Raw genomic sequence first — 16,287 nt, 5'->3', positions numbered from 1 at the left:
TATTATGTAATGTAACGTATAGGTGGGGATACTACTATGATTGTAATAGGCCGTTCTATTGTACATCCTTATATCACAAATGAATATGAGCCATTTGCAGCTGAGAAACAACAAATTTTATCTATAATGGCAGGAAATCAAGAAATCTATTCCTTTCGAACATCCGATGAACTCAGCTTTGATCTAAATTTGCGCGTTAATATTATTACTTCTGCATTAGAACTTTTTCAAAGTGGTTTTCAGTTTCGCACATTTCAACAATCTTTTTGCAACCCTCAATATTGGAAAAGAACGTCTCTTGGAGGATTCGAGCTCCTTCCAAACATACCCCCTTCCATTGCCATACAAGATATTTTCAAAAACGGAAAACTATATGGAACTGAATGTGCCACCGCTATGATCATTATTTTTTACAAAGCTTTACTATCATTGTATGAGAAAGAAACTTTCAACCGTCTCTTTGCAAACCTTTTACTTTATACGTGGGACTACGATCAAGATTTAAAGCTCATAACAAAGACAGGTGGCGATCTTGTCCCAGGTGATCTCGTTTACTTTAAAAATCCACAAGTGAATCCAGCTACAATCGAGTGGCAAGGAGAAAATACAATCTATCTAGGAAATTTCTTTTTTTATGGGCATGGCGTAGGTGTAAAAACAAAAGAAGAAATTATATACGCATTAAATGAGCGACGAGTCCCTTACGCTTTTATTTCTGCTTTCTTAACCGATACTATTACCCGTATTGATAGCCGTCTCATGAGCTACCACGCTTCTCCTAATACACCACAGACATCCATAGGATTTATTCCGATTAGAGATGATGCAATCGTTGCAACAGTTGGCAACACAACTACAGTTTATTAAAAAAAGCACCTACATATGTAGGCGCTTTTTTTATTTAAGCTTTTGAATGTTCTTTATGGTCACAGTCGCAATGAGATCCACATTTTCCGTAAAGTACTGTTGATTTTTCATCTTCAAAATGTCCGATTGTTCCTTCACATACTTGGCATACGATTGTTCCCATTTTTCATTTCCCCCTGAGTTTTAATAGTAATCTACTTATTTATCATTAAGCTTTCGCATTATCTTTACTAGCACAGTCACAATTTGTTCCGCATTTTCCGTAAAGTACTGTCGTTTTTTCATCTTCAAAATGTCCGATTGTTCCTTCACATACTTGGCATACGATTGTTCCCATTTTTTATTTCCCCCTAAGTTTATGGTCCTAAAAACTTTCAGCTGTCCATTTCCTATCAATTATTGGGCTTTTGTATGCTCTGTGTGATCACATCCGCAAGATCCACATTTCCCGTAAAGTACTGTTACTTTCTCATCCTCGAAGTGTGCAATTGTACCTTCACAATCTTGACATACGATTGTTCCCATTTTTCATTTCCCCCTAAGTTTATAATCCCAAAAACTTTTTTGTAACCGCTTAACTTTCTGTCTTTATTTTAATATGTTATACTTTTTACGTCAATAGGTTTTTAGTATAACACATTAAATATTTTAAATTTAAATTAGTATGCGATATTCAAACAAAAAAACAGCCATATTTATACGTACGACTGTTTTACATTATTTATTCTTCGTATTCCGCATGCAAAGATGTAGATGGAACTAGAAATGAGAAAAACTGAGATAACTCAGTTGCTTCCTCTTCTGAGCCTAATTTGAAAACTTCCTGTAAATATTGAATATTCTCCACATCATCTCGTCCAAGTAAAGTTGACTTCCCTGTTTGCATGCAAACAATAAGTGGCTTTCCAAAGAACATATTTGTATAAATAACACCAAAATCATAACGAGTATCATGTGTCATAAACCCCAAAAATCGTACCTTCACACTTTCATGCTCATCATACAATTTTTCAAACATCGGTTTCCACCTTTCCACATCACCTTTCATTAATATATTAAACAAAAAAAGGAATACTCCTTTTAATTGTCAAAAAATTCAGTAGGATGTAGAATGGTAGTATTCTACTTAGTTAGGGGGAACTTATATGCAACATGCCTTTATTACGCTTGTACCTAAATCCAATCAACAATCTGTTTCAATAGATGATATAAAACAACTTTTTCATTATTATAAAACAGTTACTTCCAAAACTGGTGTTCAAATTAATTACGCCTATACAAATACGGCTTTTCCTTATGACATTTTAGATACTTCAACAACAACATTAAAACTACAATCTACTCACGATCGATATGACTCCATCTATGTTGGTGTCGGTATAGAAAAGGAACAATCTTATATTCAGATTTCTTTGCCACCAAATGCAACATTTGGTGATAAAGGAAAAGCAAATGAATTTTGCCGTTTTCTAGCGAAGAAATTAGAAGGAGAGTTACAATTATTTAATGGAAGAACAATGTATTTCTATAAACGTTAATTTAAAAAATAGAAAATATAATTAAGAAAAGTATGCAATTTGAACATGTAAGGAATAATGCCTGCTTTCTAATTTGCAATACAAAGTATGCGATCACATATGCCAAATACAGAAATACAAAAAATAGAATGACTTTATAATGCAACTTATCACCATTGGACAATGATAAGACAATCGAAAAACCACTCCATAATAAAAAATGATAAAATATAACATGTAATATTCTCATGGAACCTTCTCCTTTGACATGCTCTATTTTATTAATATATGGGATTAAGTTTGAATCAATTACATATTATACGAAAGCATATATATGGCTTTAGGTTTCATATATGTTCTAACGATTCAATTAAAGTATTATATATTCATTCGACAAGTACAAATAAAGACCTTGCAAGCCATTTTTATTATAAAATAAAAAATAGCCCCTCTCTTTAAAAGAGAGGGGCTATTTTCATTACTTAAATTATTTTACAATGTGAATTGGCATTCCAAGAGCAACTTCAGCTGCTTCCATTGTGATTTCACCTAATGTTGGGTGAGCGTGGATTGTTTGAGCGATATCTTCTGCTGTCATTCCAGCTTCGATAGCTAAACCAATCTCAGAAATAATATCAGAAGCGCCTGCACCTGCAACTTGAGCACCTACAAGAAGACCATCTTCTTTACGTGTTACAAGTTGTAAGAAACCGTCAGTGCTGTTTAATGATAATGCACGACCGTTAGCAGCGAATGGGAACTTAGATACAGTTACAGTCATTCCAGCTTCTTCAGCTTGTTTCTTAGTGTAACCAACAGATGCTAATTCTGGATCAGTGAAGCATACTGCAGGAATTCCGATGTAATCGATAGCTGATGCATGGCCACTAATTGCTTCTACAGCTACTTTACCTTCGTAAGAAGCTTTGTGAGCTAATGGTGGTCCAGGAACGATATCACCGATTGCATAGATGTTTGGTACGTTTGTACGACATTGCTCATCGATTTCGATGATGCCGCGGTCAGTCATTTTAACTCCAACTTGCTCAAGACCGATTTCTTGAGTGTTTGGACGACGACCTACAGTTACTAATACGTAATCTGCTTCTACAGTTTGGATTTCACCTTTAACTTCAAAGCTAACTTTTACGCCAGTTTCTGTTTCTTCAACGCCTTTAGCCATAGCTTTTGTATGGATATTTACGTTACCTTTTTTCTGTAGAGCACGTTTAACAACAGAGCTCATAGCTTTTTCGAAACCAGCTAAGATTTCGTCGCCAGCTTCTACTACAGTAACTTCTGTACCGAAGTTAGCATATGCAGTACCTAATTCCATACCGATGTAACCGCCGCCGATTACAACAAGTTTTTTAGGAATTTCAGGTAAGCTTAAAGCGCCTGTAGAGTTGATAACACGTTTAGAGTATTTGAATCCTGGAATTTCGATTGGTGTAGAACCAGTTGCAAGAACAGCATTTTTAAACGTATAAGTTTGAGCTGCCTCTTCAGTCATAACGCGTAATGTATTAGCATCTACGAAGTAAGCTTCACCGCGAATGATTTCAACTTTGTTACCTTTAAGAAGGCCTTCAACACCGCCAGTTAATTTCTTAACTACGCCGTTTTTCCATTCTTGAACTTTTGTAAAGTCAACTTTTACGTTCTCTGCAGTGATACCCATGTCATCAGAATGCATTGCATTCTCATAACGATGACCTGCATTGATTAACGCTTTTGAAGGAATACATCCAACGTTTAAGCATACGCCACCAAGGTTAGCTTTTTCAATAATTGCTACCTTTTGACCTAATTGTGCTGCACGAATTGCCGCAACGTATCCACCAGGACCTGCACCAACAACGACTGTATCTAATTCAATTGGGAAATCTCCTACTACCATTGTTATTACGCCTCCATTACTAATAATTGTGGGTCATTCAATAGACGTTTAATTTGGTTTAATGCTTTTTGAGCAGTTGCGCCGTCAATTAAACGATGGTCAAAGCTTAGAGATAATGCTAATACTGGAGCTGCAACGATCTCACCGTTTTTCACAACTGGTTTCTCAGCGATACGGCCGATACCAAGGATTGCTACTTCTGGGTGGTTGATAACTGGAGTGAACCATTGTCCACCTGCAGAACCAATGTTTGTAATTGTGCAAGAAGCGCCTTTCATTTCAGCAGGAGCTAAACGACCTTCACGTGCTTTACCAGCAAGATCATTGATCTCGTTAGAAATTGTGAAGATAGACTTGCGATCTGTATCTTTAACAACTGGTACTAATAGACCTTTGTCTGTATCAGCTGCGATACCGATGTTGAAGTAATGTTTATGAACTACTTCTTGAGAAGCATCATCTAAAGAAGTGTTTAACATTGGGTATTCACGTAATGCAGATGTTAAAGCTTTAACAACGTATGGAAGGTAAGTTAATTTAATACCTTTGTCAGCTGCCACAGCTTTGAACTTCTTACGGTGAGCAACAAGTTCAGTTACATCTACTTCATCCATTAATGTTACGTGAGGAGCTGTATGTTTAGAGTTAACCATTGCTTTCGCAATTGCTTTACGGATACCACTCATTTTCTCACGAGTTTCTGGATATTCACCAGCTGGGATTGGTTGTGCTTTTGGTGCTTCTTCTTTCGCTGCTGCTGGAGTAGCTTCTACTGCTGCTGGAGCCTCAGTTGCTGCTACTGCTTGTCCACCATTTGCAAATGCATCGATGTCAGCTTTTACGATACGACCGTTCTTACCAGAACCAGCTACTTTATGAATGTCTACGCCGTTTTCACGAGCATATTTACGAACAGATGGCATAGCGATTACGCGCTCATTTACTACTTCTGCAGTTGCTGCTGGAGTAGCTTCAGCTTTAGGAGCTTCTTCTTTTGCTTCTTCAGCTTTAGGAGCTTCGTCATGATCGTCGCCTTTAAATTTAAGGTTTTCGTATCCTGGAGCATCAAATTTAATTAATGTATCTCCAACTACTGCAACCGTACCTTCTTCTACAAGTACTTCAAGTACTTTACCTTTAACAGGAGAAGGAATTTCTACTACTGCTTTATCATTTTGTACTTCAAGAAGTACGTCGTCTTCGTTTACTTCGTCGCCTGGTTTAATAAACCATTTTACGATTTCACCTTCGTGGATACCTTCACCGATATCTGGTAGTTTAAATTCAAATGCCACGGAATTCAGCCCCCTGATTCATTTCTTTATTATGGAATATGGCAAAAGAAATCAGCATGTGCTGATTTCTTTTGCACATGAATAAGTAAAAATTAGAAGTTCATTACTTTGTTAACAGCTTCAACAATATCTTTGTGGTTCGGTAACCATACGCTCTCAGCTTGAGAGAATGGGAATACTGTATCAGCAGCTGCAACACGTACAACTGGAGCTTCTAAGTTTAAGATTGCACGGTCGTTAATTTCCGCTACAACGTTAGCTGCAATACCAGCTTGTTTTTGAGCTTCTTGAACTACAACTACGCGGCCTGTTTTTTCAACAGAAGCGATGATTGTTTCGATATCTAATGGTTGAACTGTACGTAAGTCAACAACCTCTAAAGAGATACCTTCTTTTTCAAGTTCTTCAGCAGCTTTTAATGCAGCGTGAACCATAGCACCGTAAGCGATAACAGATACATCTGTACCTTCACGTTTGATATCAGCTTTGCCTAAATCAATTGTGTATTCGCCTTCTGGTACATCTTGACGGAATGAACGGTACAATTTCATATGCTCTAAGTAGATAACTGGATCGTTGTCACGAATCGCAGAGATTAAAAGACCTTTTGCATCGTATGGAGTAGATGGAATAACAACTTTTAGACCAGGTTGTTGAGCCACTAAACCTTCTAAGCTATCAGCATGTAGTTCAGGAGTATGAACACCACCACCGAATGGAGAACGAACTGTTACTGGAGCAGTCCAACGTCCACCAGAACGGTAACGCATACGAGCTAATTGACCAGAAATTGAATCCATTACTTCATAAACGAAACCGAAGAATTGGATTTCTGGAACTGGACGGAATCCTTCAAGTGCAAGTCCAACTGCAAGTCCACCAATACCAGACTCTGCAAGTGGAGTATCCATTACACGGTCTTCACCGAATTCAGCTTGTAAACCTTCAGTAGCACGGAATACACCGCCGTTTACACCAACGTCTTCACCAAACACAAGTACGTTAGGGTCATTTTTCATTTCAACGCGTAAAGCATCAGTGATTGCTTGAATCATTGTCATTTGAGCCATGGCTTACTTCGACTCCTTTTCTTTGTAAATTTCATATTGTTCAGCTAAGTTGTAAGGCATTTTTTCGTACATGATTTCCATTAAATCAGTAACTTTTTGTTTTGGAGCTTGGTCAGCCTTAGCAATTGCTTGTTTGATATCTTCTTTTGCTTCTTCGATTACTTTCTCTTCAACTTCTTGAGACCATAGGCCTTTGTTTTCTAAGAATGCACGGAAGCGTACGATTGGATCTTTTTGTTCCCATTCGTTCTCGATATCTTTTGTACGGTAACGAGTTGGGTCATCACCAGCCATTGTATGTGGACCGTAACGGAATGTTAAAGTCTCGATTAAAGTAGGACCTTCACCATTTACTGCACGCTCACGAGCGAAAGCAGTTGCTGCGTATACAGCTAATGGATCCATACCGTCTACTTGAATTCCGTAAATACCTGCTGCTACTGCTTTTTGTGCTACAGTTTTAGCTGCAGATTGCTTTTCTACTGGAGTAGAGATCGCATAACGGTTGTTTTGTACAACGAAGATTGCTGGAGCTTTGAATGCACCCGCAAAGTTCATACCTTCGTAGAAGTCACCTTGTGAAGCACCACCGTCACCAGTGTAAGTAATTGCAACAGATTTTTTGCCACGTAATTTCATACCTAACGCAACACCAGCAGTTTGGATGATTTGCGCACCGATGATGATTTGTGGAGCAAGTGCATTTACGTTCTCAGGCATTTGGTTACCCATGAAATGTCCACGAGAGAATAAGAATGCTTGGTATAATGGTAAACCGTGCCATACTAATTGTGGCACATCACGATATCCTGGTAAGATGAAATCTTCTGCTTCAAGTGCGAAATGACTTGCTAATTGAGAAGCCTCTTGTCCAGCTGTTGGTGCGTAGAAACCTAAACGTCCTTGACGGTTTAAAGAAATAGAACGTTGATCTAGTACGCGAGTATACACCATACGGCGCATTAATTCTTTTAATTGATCATCAGATAATTCAGGCATAGCTGCTTCATTCACAACTTCGCCTTTTTCATTTAAAATTTGTAATGTTTCAAATTGAGCTGCGATAGCTTTCATTTGCTCATCAACATTAAATAGGGTCTTTTTTGTTTTAGTACCCATTCCGTTCACCTCTTCCTCTCTTGAACCATATTCTGAAACGCTTTCACTATCTATTAGCTAGGTGGAAAACGCAACAATGTAAACCAACAAATTTATTTGTCGGTTGAGAATAATTTTGTGTACCTAACAATCTGTACTAATGTTTTTTCAGAAACATATTAATACAATCTTGATCACGTTTTTTAGTTTACAACTATTCTAATTACGATGTCAATTACTTTGAATACGTTTTTTTATAAATAATCTGCAGGTTTCTTCTACACAAACGTGTTTTTATTTTTCACATCTGTATTAGTAAGCATTAACCTACTGTTATATTATTCCCTTTTTAACTTGTTTTTTCTCTTAGAATAATATGTAAACGATTTAATTCTCTTTAGTTTTTCTCTCTTATTAGCAAAAATATACAAACTCTTCTTCCTTTTATAGGTAATTACCCATACATTTCTACTCTTCCCTCCATACATTATAGTAACCGCAGTATTAGCGGGAAATGATAAAGGAGGTCATCTCATGTACGGATACTCATATTGCTATCCAACTTGTTCATATCCTTCCTACGGTTATGGCGGTTCTTGTGGCGGGTCTGGACGCGGCTTCGCCTTAATCGTTGTGTTGTTTATTCTTTTAATTATCGTTGGTGCTGCTTGCATTCGCTAATGTAAAACGAAACAACTATGGAAAGAAACAGACGGCTCTGCCGTCTGTTTCTTTTTATTCCTACATAACCGACCTATCTTTCCCTTACTTGTCGATGACTTTTTCCATCTCCTTTGGTAGACTAAAGGAGAAAGGAGAGATTACATATGCTTACAATGAAAGATGTAATTCGCGAAGGAGATCCTATTTTGCGAAACGTTGCAGAAGAGGTAGTAATACCAGCGAGCGAAGAAGATACAAATACCCTTAAAGAAATGATTGAATTTGTAATAAATAGCCAAGATCCTGAAATGGCTGAAAAATATAGTTTACGCCCTGGAATCGGATTAGCGGCTCCGCAAATCGGTATTTCAAAGAAAATGATTGCAGTTCACGTAACAGATACGGACGGTACGTTATATAGTCATGCATTATTCAATCCAAAAATCATTAGCCATTCTGTTGAACGTACATATTTACAAAGTGGTGAAGGCTGTCTATCAGTAGACCGTGAAGTACCTGGTTATGTACCTCGTTATACAAGAATTACAGTGAAAGCAACTTCTATCAACGGCGAAGAAGTAAAATTACGTTTAAAAGGTTTACCAGCAATTGTATTCCAACATGAAATTGACCATTTAAATGGTGTTATGTTCTATGACCATATTAATAAAGAAAATCCATTTGCTGCTCCTGACGGTTCAAAACCTCTGGAGCGATAATAAAAAAAGGCGGAAGATGATTCTCCGCCTTTTTACTATTATGAAATGGGTTCCATATCCACTTATAACAATCCAGCCCATTTTAATCCATGATATATGCCGTCTTCACTAACATCCTTTGTCACATAATTTGCAAGTTTTTTCAAGTCTTCATGACCATTCCCCATCACAATACCTGCCCCAACTGCTTCAATCATTTCTAAATCATTTAAGCCATCTCCAAATGCATACACTTGTTCACGGTTAAATCCTAATCTTTCAATGAATTTCTCAATCCCTTTTGCCTTAGAACCGCCATTTGGAATAATATCCATTGAATACGCATGCCAGCGAATAAAATGAAAGTCTGGGTACTGATTAATAAACTTTTCCTCTTCATTCACTTCACAGAAAAGAAGCGTTTGATAAATATTACGTTTCTCATAAAAATTAGGTTCATATGCTGGATGCTCAAAGTTTAAGCTACCAAAGCCTTCCTTCACATAATCATGATATTCCACTGATGCTCTCATGTCTTGATGATCAAGATATACAAGTGGATATCCTTCTTCTTTGGCAAACTGAGTAAATTTATGAAGAGCATCTGGATGTAACGGATTATTAAATATTACCTCATCCTCAAATACAACGTATTGCCCATTAAAACTAACATAATTATGTATATTAAGTTCCTTCCGAATATCTTCAAACATAAATGGCGCACGCCCTGTCGCAATTGCTACATGTACACCCTTTTCTTGTAACTGTTTTACTGCATCTCGTGTAGATTGCGGAATTTTTTTATCATGATCTAATAATGTTCCATCAATATCAAAAAAGACAATTTTATCATTCATTTGTCAAAATCCTTTCTGTTACTGTATATTCCTATTTTGATTATCGCTTTTCAAATGCTAAAAAAAAGTATAACATATTAAACATCTGTGAAGAAAGCGTTCACTTTCTGACCTTATTTATGAAACCTGCATATATATATTAGTAAAAAAATGTGGATACTTGTTCGTATGAATTTTCTTTTCTATTCTTTCTCATACTATATCTATAACTAACCGCTACTAATCGTTACTATAAGAATAACTTTCCCTGTATGAGAAAAGACAAGATTCAACATTCACTTTTGTCTTCTTTCTTATATCAGAGACGGCGTTTTCACTAGTAATATGCATGTTTAAAATAAGGAAAGGAAGGAGTAATCATGCTGAAGAAGCTGAAGAAAAAGCTGAAGCGTTATTTAAAAGATCTAGTCCGTAAAAAGACGATCGCTTAAATTGTGCCCATTTCGGGCTTTTTCTTCATTCTCATTCGAAAAAACATGAAAATCGTGACTGTTTGCTTTATAATAAGTAACAGATAATGCAAAACATAGACAAGGAGAGGTTTTCCAAATGATTTTTAAAGTATTTTATCAAGAAAAAATGACTGAGGTTCCAGTACGTGAAAATACAAAAGTTTTATATTTAGAGGCTACGTCTGAGAAGGATGTTCGTACAAAATTAAATAAGTTCGCATATAATATCGAATTCGTTCAGTCTGTGACTGGCAATCATCTTGAATATGAAAAAGCAAACGCTGATTTAACATTAGCGGAAATCGTATAGTCATATGAAATTTCTAAAGAATGATCAAGCAGCCGTTTTTGCTTTAGGTGGCCTTGGTGAAATCGGTAAAAATACATATGCTGTTCAATTTCAAGATGAAATTATTATAATTGACGCTGGAATTAAATTTCCAGAAGACGAACTCCTCGGAATCGATTATGTAATACCAGATTACACTTATTTTGTGCGAAACGAAGATAAAATTAAAGGATTATTCATTACACATGGTCACGAAGATCATATCGGTGGAATTCCTTACTTATTACGTCAAGTGAACATTCCGATTTATGGCGGAAAATTAGCAATTGCACTAATCAAAAACAAATTAGAAGAGCACGGATTACTTCGTAAAGCAAAACTTTATGAAATTCAAGAAGATGATGTTATTAAATTTAAAAAGACATCTGTTTCCTTCTTCCGTACAACTCACAGTATCCCAGATTCATACGGAGTTGTTGTGAAAACACCTCAAGGACAAGTGGTTCATACTGGAGATTTCAAATTTGATTTCACACCAGTTGGTGAACCAGCGGACTTAACAAAAATGGCTGAAATCGGAAAAGACGGTGTACTTTGTCTCTTATCTGACAGTACAAACAGTGAAGTTCCAAACTTTACAATGTCTGAGCGCCGTGTTGGTGATAGTATTCAAGATATTTTCCGCAAAGTAGAAGGTCGTATTATCTTCGCAACCTTTGCATCAAATATCCATCGTTTGCAACAAGTCGTTGAAGCGGCTGTTGAAAATAATCGTAAAGTGGCTGTATTTGGCCGAAGTATGGAAGCAGCGATTGAAATCGGACAAAACCTCGGTTATATTCGCTGTCCGAAAGATACATTCATAGATGCATCTCAATTAAATCGTCTACCAGCTAATAAAGTTGTTATTTTATGTACAGGTAGTCAAGGGGAGCCAATGGCAGCACTTTCACGTATTGCTAATGGTACTCATCGTCAAATTCAAATCATTCCTGGCGACACGGTTGTTTTCTCTTCTTCACCAATCCCTGGTAATACAATTAGTGTAAGCCGTACAATTAATATGTTGTACCGTGCGGGTGCTGATGTAATCCACGGAAAACTGTCAAACATTCATACGAGTGGACACGGTGGACAAGAAGAACAAAAACTAATGCTTCGTCTAATTAAACCGAAGTATTTCATGCCAATTCATGGTGAATATCGTATGCAACGTATGCATATGAAGTTAGCAAATGATTGTGGTATTCCAGAAGAAAATTGTTTCATTATGGATAATGGTGATGTTCTTGCCTTACGTTCAGATGAAGCAAGTGTAGCTGGTAAAATACCATCTGGATCTGTCTATATTGACGGAAATGGTATTGGAGATATCGGTAATATCGTATTACGCGATCGTCGTATCCTTTCTGAAGAAGGACTTGTTATTGTAGTTGTAAGCATTGATATGAAAGAATTTAAAGTTGCAGCAGGGCCTGATATTATCTCACGTGGTTTCGTTTATATGCGCGAAAGTAGTGATTTAATTAATGATGCTCAAACATTAATTACAACTCATTTAGAAAAAGTAATGGAACGTAAAACAACACAATGGTCTGAAATTAAAAATGAAATTACAGACACATTAGCACCATTCCTATATGAGAAAACGAAACGTCGCCCAATGATTTTACCAATCATTATGGAAATATAAGAAAAAGGACAATACCTTTATGGTATTGTCCTTTTCTCTTATCTTAAAAAGTGCTTGAAACGATCTACTTCATCGTCATGACCAATTACAATTAATATATCTCCCGCTTGAATATTTTCCGTAGCTCGAGGAGATACAATAACTTCTTTTCCACGTTTAATTGCTACAATATTCAATCCAAACTTCGCACGAATATCTAATTCAATTAAAGAATGCCCATCAATTTTTTTATTTGCAATAATCTCTACAATACTATGCTCATCTGAAAGCTCAAGGTAGTCTAACACATTACTTGATGCAATATTATTAGCAATCCTTTTTCCCATATCACGCTCTGGATGCACAATGTGATCTGCCCCTATTTTACTTAATACTTTTTCATGGTAATCATTTTGAGCTTTTACAGTAATATTTTTTACACCTAACTCTTTCAGAATTAATGTTGTTAAAATACTTGAATTTAAGTTATCTCCAATAGCAACAACTACATGATCAAAATTACGAATACCAAGACTTTTTAATACCATCTCATCTGTTGAATCTGCAATTACAGCATGCGAAGCTATATTTGCAAACTCATTAATTTTATCCTCATCAGAGTCAATTGCCATTACTTCCATACCTAATTGAGCAAGTTCCCGGCAAATACTTCCACCAAAACGCCCAAGCCCAATGACAGCAAATTCTTTCTCTTTTTCACCCACAGGAATTCCTCCAATAACATCGAATACTATGTATTTTTATTGTAACATACTTTAGATTTGCTACAAAAACCTGTATATCATTCTTATTTTTGTTTTTGCATATAGAAATACTGTTGTAAATAAAATGCGATACTGAAAATTAACATACCAAATACAAATATGTTTCCAAATGAACTAAACGTTTCAAAAACGAATAATAACGTTTCTTGTCCGAAGAAAGCAAATAATAGTTGTGTAAATGCGAATAGCAATGCCAATATATAATGGTGTTGATGGAATAAATAATGCGTTGCACCTAAAAAAGCGATAAACGAAAGAATGAAAATCCACCAATTTTCTAAAAATAGTTGCCAATTCGTAAATTGATACCCATTTACTAATATCGCAATAATCCCTATAACAGCCATCGTTGGTACGCTCCATAACAATGCACGCCCTCTAAAGAAGTGCGTACCTTTTACATCTCCCTTTTCATTTGCAATGTATGTTAGCACAACCGTACTTATATATAAAACAGAGAGAATTGTTAAAACAATTATGAGCCAAAAATGCAACTGATAATATTCATGTTCTATATTCGTGACGATAGCAGCTAGCATACACGGGATTAACATTCCCGTCCAACCATCTACTTTTCTCTCATTCCAAAATACTGTATTACCAATCCGTATTCCTAACAGCATAAAAATAATGATACCTAGTACAAATAATGTAGTTTTATTTCCTACTAAGCTCGTTGAAAAAGCAATTAATCCAATAAATAAAAAAAGAACAAACCCATTCATAATTTCTAGTACAGGTGATAAATACCTTTTCACCCAATTGTATGTCTCTTCATATTCATTATTATTCGCTAAACGATAGGCGTAAAAACTTATCCCAAAATAAACCGCCGCAATAATAACATATGCATATAAGACAAAACATAAAATTGCACTGCTAATTTGCACGTAATTCCCCACCCTTTTTTCTATGTTTCACCTTGATTTTACACACTTTCCACACAAAATGTAAACATATATAAGCTAGTTAACTAATCATCTTCTCAATAAGCGATAATGAATAATGAGCAGCGGCTCAAAACCACTGCTCATTATTTTATCCATTTGTATGCCGATGTGTATCCAAAACAAATATGAAAGATGTTTTCATCTTGAAACTAACAAATACCAACTTTAAATTGTTACATAGTTGGCGAGCAAGTTTACTTTCTAGTTCCCTTCCACTTCACATATTGATCTAAAAATACGATAGCTTTCTCAATAGCCTCTTCATCTGGTTTTAATTTTGCGTGATGTAAACCATATTCTGAATTTACCCCAAGCCAAAACATAAATCCAGGAATCTCTTGAAGCATATAACCAAAATCTTCACCTGTCATTGCCTCAGTACATGTAATTACTTTCATATCAGTTTGTTCACTTACAAATTGCATAAACTCTCTCGTTAATGCTTCATGGTTGTATACTTGATGATACATCGCTCCGTAGTCAATAACGGCCTCACATTGGAAGGAAGCTTCTATACCTGCAACAATTGCCTCAATCCTACTTTTAACACGGCTCATTGATTCCACTGATAACGTTCGGATTGTTCCCTCTAATCGAGACTTTTCTGCTATGATATTTTGAACTGTACCGCCTGTTATTTTCCCAATCGTAATTACTGCACTATCAAGTGGGTTTACATTACGACTAATAACGGACTGAAGCTGTGTAACAAGGTGACTAGCTGCGACAATCATATCATTTGCAGTATGAGGGTAAGCTGCATGTCCACCTTTCCCCTTTAAATCAACATATAATTCTGATGTATTTGCAAATAATAGCCCCTCTTTTGTAGCAATTGTTCCTACAGGGTATTCAGGTGCAATATGAAGACCGAGAATTATATTCGGCTTCCATTCTTTTAACTCTTCGCTCTCTAACATAGGAAGAGCCCCTCCAGGCCCTTCTTCAGCTGGTTGGAATAGAAATACAAGGTCATCATCTATTCTTTCTGTTACAGCTGCTGTTAGAAGGCCTAAACCAATTGTTGTATGTAAGTCGTGTCCGCATGCATGCATCATTCCTTCATGAACAGAAGCGAACTCATATCCAGTTTCCTCTGTAATTGGTAAACCGTCTATATCTGCGCGATACCCTATAACTTTTTCTGGATTTTTCCCCTTTACTTTAACAATGACACCCGTTCTCCATACCTTCACTTCTACATGTTCGTTTGAAAGCGTTCCTATGTAATCTAAAATATACTGTTGTGTTTTCCACTCTTTAAATCCAATTTCCGGTATTTTGTGTAAGTCTCTACGAATTTGAACGAATTTGCTTACTGCCATTTTTGCACCTCTATCTATAAAAAGCGTAAGAGCCTGTTTATGCTCTTACGCTTTTATGTTTTTATTTCTCTGGGTTTAATTGACGAAGCTCTTGTTTAATTTCAGTTTTTGCTTTTGTCTTCTCATCAATTTCTTTAATTACACGTGCTGGAGTACCTGCAACAACTGTATATGGAGGTACATCTTCTGTTACAACAGCTCCTGCTGCTACAACTGCACCTTTACCTACTGTAACTCCCTCTAACACAACTACGTTAGCACCAATTACAACATCGTCTTCAACGATAACTGGTTTTGCTGAAGGTGGCTCAATAACGCCTGCAAGTACTGCACCTGCACCTACGTGACAGTTCTTACCAACAGTTGCACGTCCACCAAGTACCGCGTTCATGTCGATCATAGAACCTTCACCAATTACAGCACCGATGTTAATTGTTGCATTCATCATAATAACAGCGTTGTCGCCGATTTCAACGTGGTCACGAATAATCGCACCTGGCTCAATACGAGCTTTAATACCTTTTAAATCAAGCATTGGAATTGCAGAATTACGACGGTCATTTTCAACAACGTAATCAACAATGTATTTGCTATTTTCATCTAGAATTGTCTTAATTTCAGACCATTCTCCAAATAATACACCAGACTTTTTATTTACAAATGCTTGTACTGTTTCAGGGAATGTTACTTCTTTTAAATCCCCTTTTATGTATACCTTTACAGGAGTTTTCTTTTCACTTTTTTGAATAAACGAAATAATTTCGTTAGCGTCCATCATTTTCATTCTTGTTGCCTCCTAAATCCATTTATAATGTTACTCTACCAAACGATAGAGCGAGTAGCAAGATA

The 16,287-nt window shown here is 36.3% G+C and carries 20 protein-coding genes; 6 read left to right on the top strand and 14 right to left on the bottom strand.

The window, feature by feature from the left end:
- Nucleotides 1-36 precede the first annotated feature (36 nt).
- A complete protein-coding gene (locus tag AC0L0O_RS04760) occupies nucleotides 37-867 on the top strand; it encodes a protein-glutamine gamma-glutamyltransferase (protein WP_000635328.1) in 831 nt (276 codons plus the stop codon).
- Between the two features lie 34 nt (nucleotides 868-901).
- Here AC0L0O_RS04760 and AC0L0O_RS04755 read toward each other — a convergent pair whose 3' ends face one another.
- The 4 genes from AC0L0O_RS04755 to AC0L0O_RS04740 form a co-directional block, all read right to left on the bottom strand.
- Complete coding sequence (locus AC0L0O_RS04755) at nucleotides 902-1,030, bottom strand: GapA-binding peptide SR1P (RefSeq protein ID WP_000536793.1); 129 nt, start codon at nucleotides 1,028-1,030, stop codon at nucleotides 902-904.
- 45 nt (nucleotides 1,031-1,075) lie between these two features.
- Nucleotides 1,076-1,204 (bottom strand): GapA-binding peptide SR1P, encoded by a 129-nt coding sequence (locus AC0L0O_RS04750; RefSeq protein ID WP_000536804.1) that lies wholly within the window; start codon nucleotides 1,202-1,204, stop codon nucleotides 1,076-1,078.
- Nucleotides 1,205-1,263: 59 nt separating this feature from the next.
- Nucleotides 1,264-1,392 carry a GapA-binding peptide SR1P gene (locus tag AC0L0O_RS04745; protein WP_000536778.1) on the bottom strand — a complete coding sequence of 43 codons (129 nt, stop codon included), beginning with the start codon at nucleotides 1,390-1,392 and terminating at the stop codon, nucleotides 1,264-1,266.
- A gap of 196 nt (nucleotides 1,393-1,588) precedes the next feature.
- Nucleotides 1,589-1,885 (bottom strand): DUF3055 domain-containing protein, encoded by a 297-nt coding sequence (locus AC0L0O_RS04740; RefSeq protein WP_000462033.1) that lies wholly within the window; start codon nucleotides 1,883-1,885, stop codon nucleotides 1,589-1,591.
- 127 nt (nucleotides 1,886-2,012) lie between these two features.
- On the opposite strand from AC0L0O_RS04740, the gene AC0L0O_RS04735 reads away from it, so the two are divergent.
- On the top strand, nucleotides 2,013-2,405 hold the full coding sequence (locus AC0L0O_RS04735) for a DUF1885 family protein (protein ID WP_001163307.1): 393 nt from the start codon (nucleotides 2,013-2,015) through the stop codon (nucleotides 2,403-2,405).
- A 1-nt stretch (nucleotide 2,406) separates the two neighbouring features.
- On the opposite strand, the gene AC0L0O_RS04730 is transcribed toward AC0L0O_RS04735, so the two are convergent.
- The 5 genes from AC0L0O_RS04730 to pdhA all read right to left on the bottom strand — a co-directional run bounded on the left by AC0L0O_RS04730 (nucleotide 2,407) and on the right by pdhA (nucleotide 7,768).
- Nucleotides 2,407-2,634 (bottom strand): hypothetical protein, encoded by a 228-nt coding sequence (locus AC0L0O_RS04730; RefSeq protein WP_002156771.1) that lies wholly within the window; start codon nucleotides 2,632-2,634, stop codon nucleotides 2,407-2,409.
- Nucleotides 2,635-2,871: 237 nt separating this feature from the next.
- Complete coding sequence (gene lpdA, locus AC0L0O_RS04725) at nucleotides 2,872-4,284, bottom strand: dihydrolipoyl dehydrogenase (protein ID WP_000260113.1); 1,413 nt, start codon at nucleotides 4,282-4,284, stop codon at nucleotides 2,872-2,874.
- 5 nt (nucleotides 4,285-4,289) lie between these two features.
- Nucleotides 4,290-5,579 carry a pyruvate dehydrogenase complex dihydrolipoyllysine-residue acetyltransferase gene (gene pdhC, locus AC0L0O_RS04720; protein WP_000863427.1) on the bottom strand — a complete coding sequence of 430 codons (1,290 nt, stop codon included), beginning with the start codon at nucleotides 5,577-5,579 and terminating at the stop codon, nucleotides 4,290-4,292.
- 92 nt (nucleotides 5,580-5,671) lie between these two features.
- On the bottom strand, nucleotides 5,672-6,649 hold the full coding sequence (gene pdhB, locus AC0L0O_RS04715; RefSeq protein ID WP_000068166.1) for a pyruvate dehydrogenase complex E1 component subunit beta: 978 nt from the start codon (nucleotides 6,647-6,649) through the stop codon (nucleotides 5,672-5,674).
- A gap of 3 nt (nucleotides 6,650-6,652) precedes the next feature.
- Nucleotides 6,653-7,768, bottom strand: coding sequence for a pyruvate dehydrogenase E1 component subunit alpha (gene pdhA, locus AC0L0O_RS04710; RefSeq protein WP_000536893.1), 1,116 nt, complete (start codon nucleotides 7,766-7,768; stop codon nucleotides 6,653-6,655).
- A 513-nt stretch (nucleotides 7,769-8,281) separates the two neighbouring features.
- Here pdhA and AC0L0O_RS04705 point away from each other — a divergent pair.
- Together AC0L0O_RS04705 and def are read left to right on the top strand one after the other, a co-directional pair.
- Nucleotides 8,282-8,428 (top strand): YjcZ family sporulation protein, encoded by a 147-nt coding sequence (locus AC0L0O_RS04705; RefSeq protein ID WP_000274562.1) that lies wholly within the window; start codon nucleotides 8,282-8,284, stop codon nucleotides 8,426-8,428.
- A gap of 146 nt (nucleotides 8,429-8,574) precedes the next feature.
- Nucleotides 8,575-9,129: a peptide deformylase gene (gene def, locus AC0L0O_RS04700; protein WP_000957056.1), complete on the top strand. Its 555-nt coding sequence runs from the start codon at nucleotides 8,575-8,577 to the stop codon at nucleotides 9,127-9,129.
- 62 nt (nucleotides 9,130-9,191) lie between these two features.
- On the opposite strand, the gene AC0L0O_RS04695 is transcribed toward def, so the two are convergent.
- Nucleotides 9,192-9,965, bottom strand: coding sequence for a Cof-type HAD-IIB family hydrolase (locus AC0L0O_RS04695; RefSeq protein WP_000998273.1), 774 nt, complete (start codon nucleotides 9,963-9,965; stop codon nucleotides 9,192-9,194).
- A gap of 549 nt (nucleotides 9,966-10,514) precedes the next feature.
- Here AC0L0O_RS04695 and AC0L0O_RS04690 point away from each other — a divergent pair.
- Nucleotides 10,515-10,727 (top strand): DNA-dependent RNA polymerase subunit epsilon, encoded by a 213-nt coding sequence (locus AC0L0O_RS04690; RefSeq protein WP_000576443.1) that lies wholly within the window; start codon nucleotides 10,515-10,517, stop codon nucleotides 10,725-10,727.
- Nucleotides 10,728-10,731: 4 nt separating this feature from the next.
- Nucleotides 10,732-12,399 carry a ribonuclease J1 gene (gene rnjA, locus AC0L0O_RS04685; RefSeq protein ID WP_000670368.1) on the top strand — a complete coding sequence of 556 codons (1,668 nt, stop codon included), beginning with the start codon at nucleotides 10,732-10,734 and terminating at the stop codon, nucleotides 12,397-12,399.
- A 38-nt stretch (nucleotides 12,400-12,437) separates the two neighbouring features.
- Here the strand turns inward: rnjA and AC0L0O_RS04680 are convergent, their stop codons facing one another.
- The 4 genes from AC0L0O_RS04680 to dapD all read right to left on the bottom strand — a co-directional run bounded on the left by AC0L0O_RS04680 (nucleotide 12,438) and on the right by dapD (nucleotide 16,222).
- Nucleotides 12,438-13,103: a potassium channel family protein gene (locus tag AC0L0O_RS04680; protein WP_000504032.1), complete on the bottom strand. Its 666-nt coding sequence runs from the start codon at nucleotides 13,101-13,103 to the stop codon at nucleotides 12,438-12,440.
- Between the two features lie 83 nt (nucleotides 13,104-13,186).
- Nucleotides 13,187-14,053 (bottom strand): hypothetical protein, encoded by an 867-nt coding sequence (locus tag AC0L0O_RS04675; protein WP_001167313.1) that lies wholly within the window; start codon nucleotides 14,051-14,053, stop codon nucleotides 13,187-13,189.
- A gap of 254 nt (nucleotides 14,054-14,307) precedes the next feature.
- Nucleotides 14,308-15,438: an N-acetyldiaminopimelate deacetylase gene (locus tag AC0L0O_RS04670; RefSeq protein WP_000301165.1), complete on the bottom strand. Its 1,131-nt coding sequence runs from the start codon at nucleotides 15,436-15,438 to the stop codon at nucleotides 14,308-14,310.
- 61 nt (nucleotides 15,439-15,499) lie between these two features.
- Nucleotides 15,500-16,222, bottom strand: coding sequence for a 2,3,4,5-tetrahydropyridine-2,6-dicarboxylate N-acetyltransferase (gene dapD / locus AC0L0O_RS04665; RefSeq protein WP_000783248.1), 723 nt, complete (start codon nucleotides 16,220-16,222; stop codon nucleotides 15,500-15,502).
- Nucleotides 16,223-16,287: the final 65 nt, after the last annotated feature.

The organism is Bacillus sp. GS3m_15504, from assembly GCF_055825275.1.
Note: the sequence above shows the minus strand (reverse complement) of the source record. Positions and strands in the feature narration are given on the sequence as shown.

Bases quoted from the DNA above. Each gene is read 5' to 3' on its own strand.
- lpdA (WP_000260113.1), bottom strand. From the start codon at position 4,284: ATGGTAGTAGGAGATTTCCCAATTGAATTAGATACAGTCGTTGTTGGT.
- AC0L0O_RS04670 (WP_000301165.1), bottom strand. From the start codon at position 15,438: ATGGCAGTAAGCAAATTCGTTCAAATTCGTAGAGACTTACACAAAATA.
- AC0L0O_RS04695 (WP_000998273.1), bottom strand. From the start codon at position 9,965: ATGAATGATAAAATTGTCTTTTTTGATATTGATGGAACATTATTAGAT.
- AC0L0O_RS04740 (WP_000462033.1), bottom strand. From the start codon at position 1,885: ATGTTTGAAAAATTGTATGATGAGCATGAAAGTGTGAAGGTACGATTT.
- AC0L0O_RS04760 (WP_000635328.1), top strand. From the start codon at position 37: ATGATTGTAATAGGCCGTTCTATTGTACATCCTTATATCACAAATGAA.
- AC0L0O_RS04755 (WP_000536793.1), bottom strand. From the start codon at position 1,030: ATGGGAACAATCGTATGCCAAGTATGTGAAGGAACAATCGGACATTTT.
- AC0L0O_RS04730 (WP_002156771.1), bottom strand. From the start codon at position 2,634: ATGAGAATATTACATGTTATATTTTATCATTTTTTATTATGGAGTGGT.
- pdhB (WP_000068166.1), bottom strand. From the start codon at position 6,649: ATGGCTCAAATGACAATGATTCAAGCAATCACTGATGCTTTACGCGTT.
- AC0L0O_RS04705 (WP_000274562.1), top strand. From the start codon at position 8,282: ATGTACGGATACTCATATTGCTATCCAACTTGTTCATATCCTTCCTAC.
- AC0L0O_RS04745 (WP_000536778.1), bottom strand. From the start codon at position 1,392: ATGGGAACAATCGTATGTCAAGATTGTGAAGGTACAATTGCACACTTC.
- AC0L0O_RS04735 (WP_001163307.1), top strand. From the start codon at position 2,013: ATGCAACATGCCTTTATTACGCTTGTACCTAAATCCAATCAACAATCT.
- AC0L0O_RS04690 (WP_000576443.1), top strand. From the start codon at position 10,515: ATGATTTTTAAAGTATTTTATCAAGAAAAAATGACTGAGGTTCCAGTA.
- rnjA (WP_000670368.1), top strand. From the start codon at position 10,732: ATGAAATTTCTAAAGAATGATCAAGCAGCCGTTTTTGCTTTAGGTGGC.
- def (WP_000957056.1), top strand. From the start codon at position 8,575: ATGCTTACAATGAAAGATGTAATTCGCGAAGGAGATCCTATTTTGCGA.
- AC0L0O_RS04750 (WP_000536804.1), bottom strand. From the start codon at position 1,204: ATGGGAACAATCGTATGCCAAGTATGTGAAGGAACAATCGGACATTTT.
- dapD (WP_000783248.1), bottom strand. From the start codon at position 16,222: ATGAAAATGATGGACGCTAACGAAATTATTTCGTTTATTCAAAAAAGT.
- pdhA (WP_000536893.1), bottom strand. From the start codon at position 7,768: ATGGGTACTAAAACAAAAAAGACCCTATTTAATGTTGATGAGCAAATG.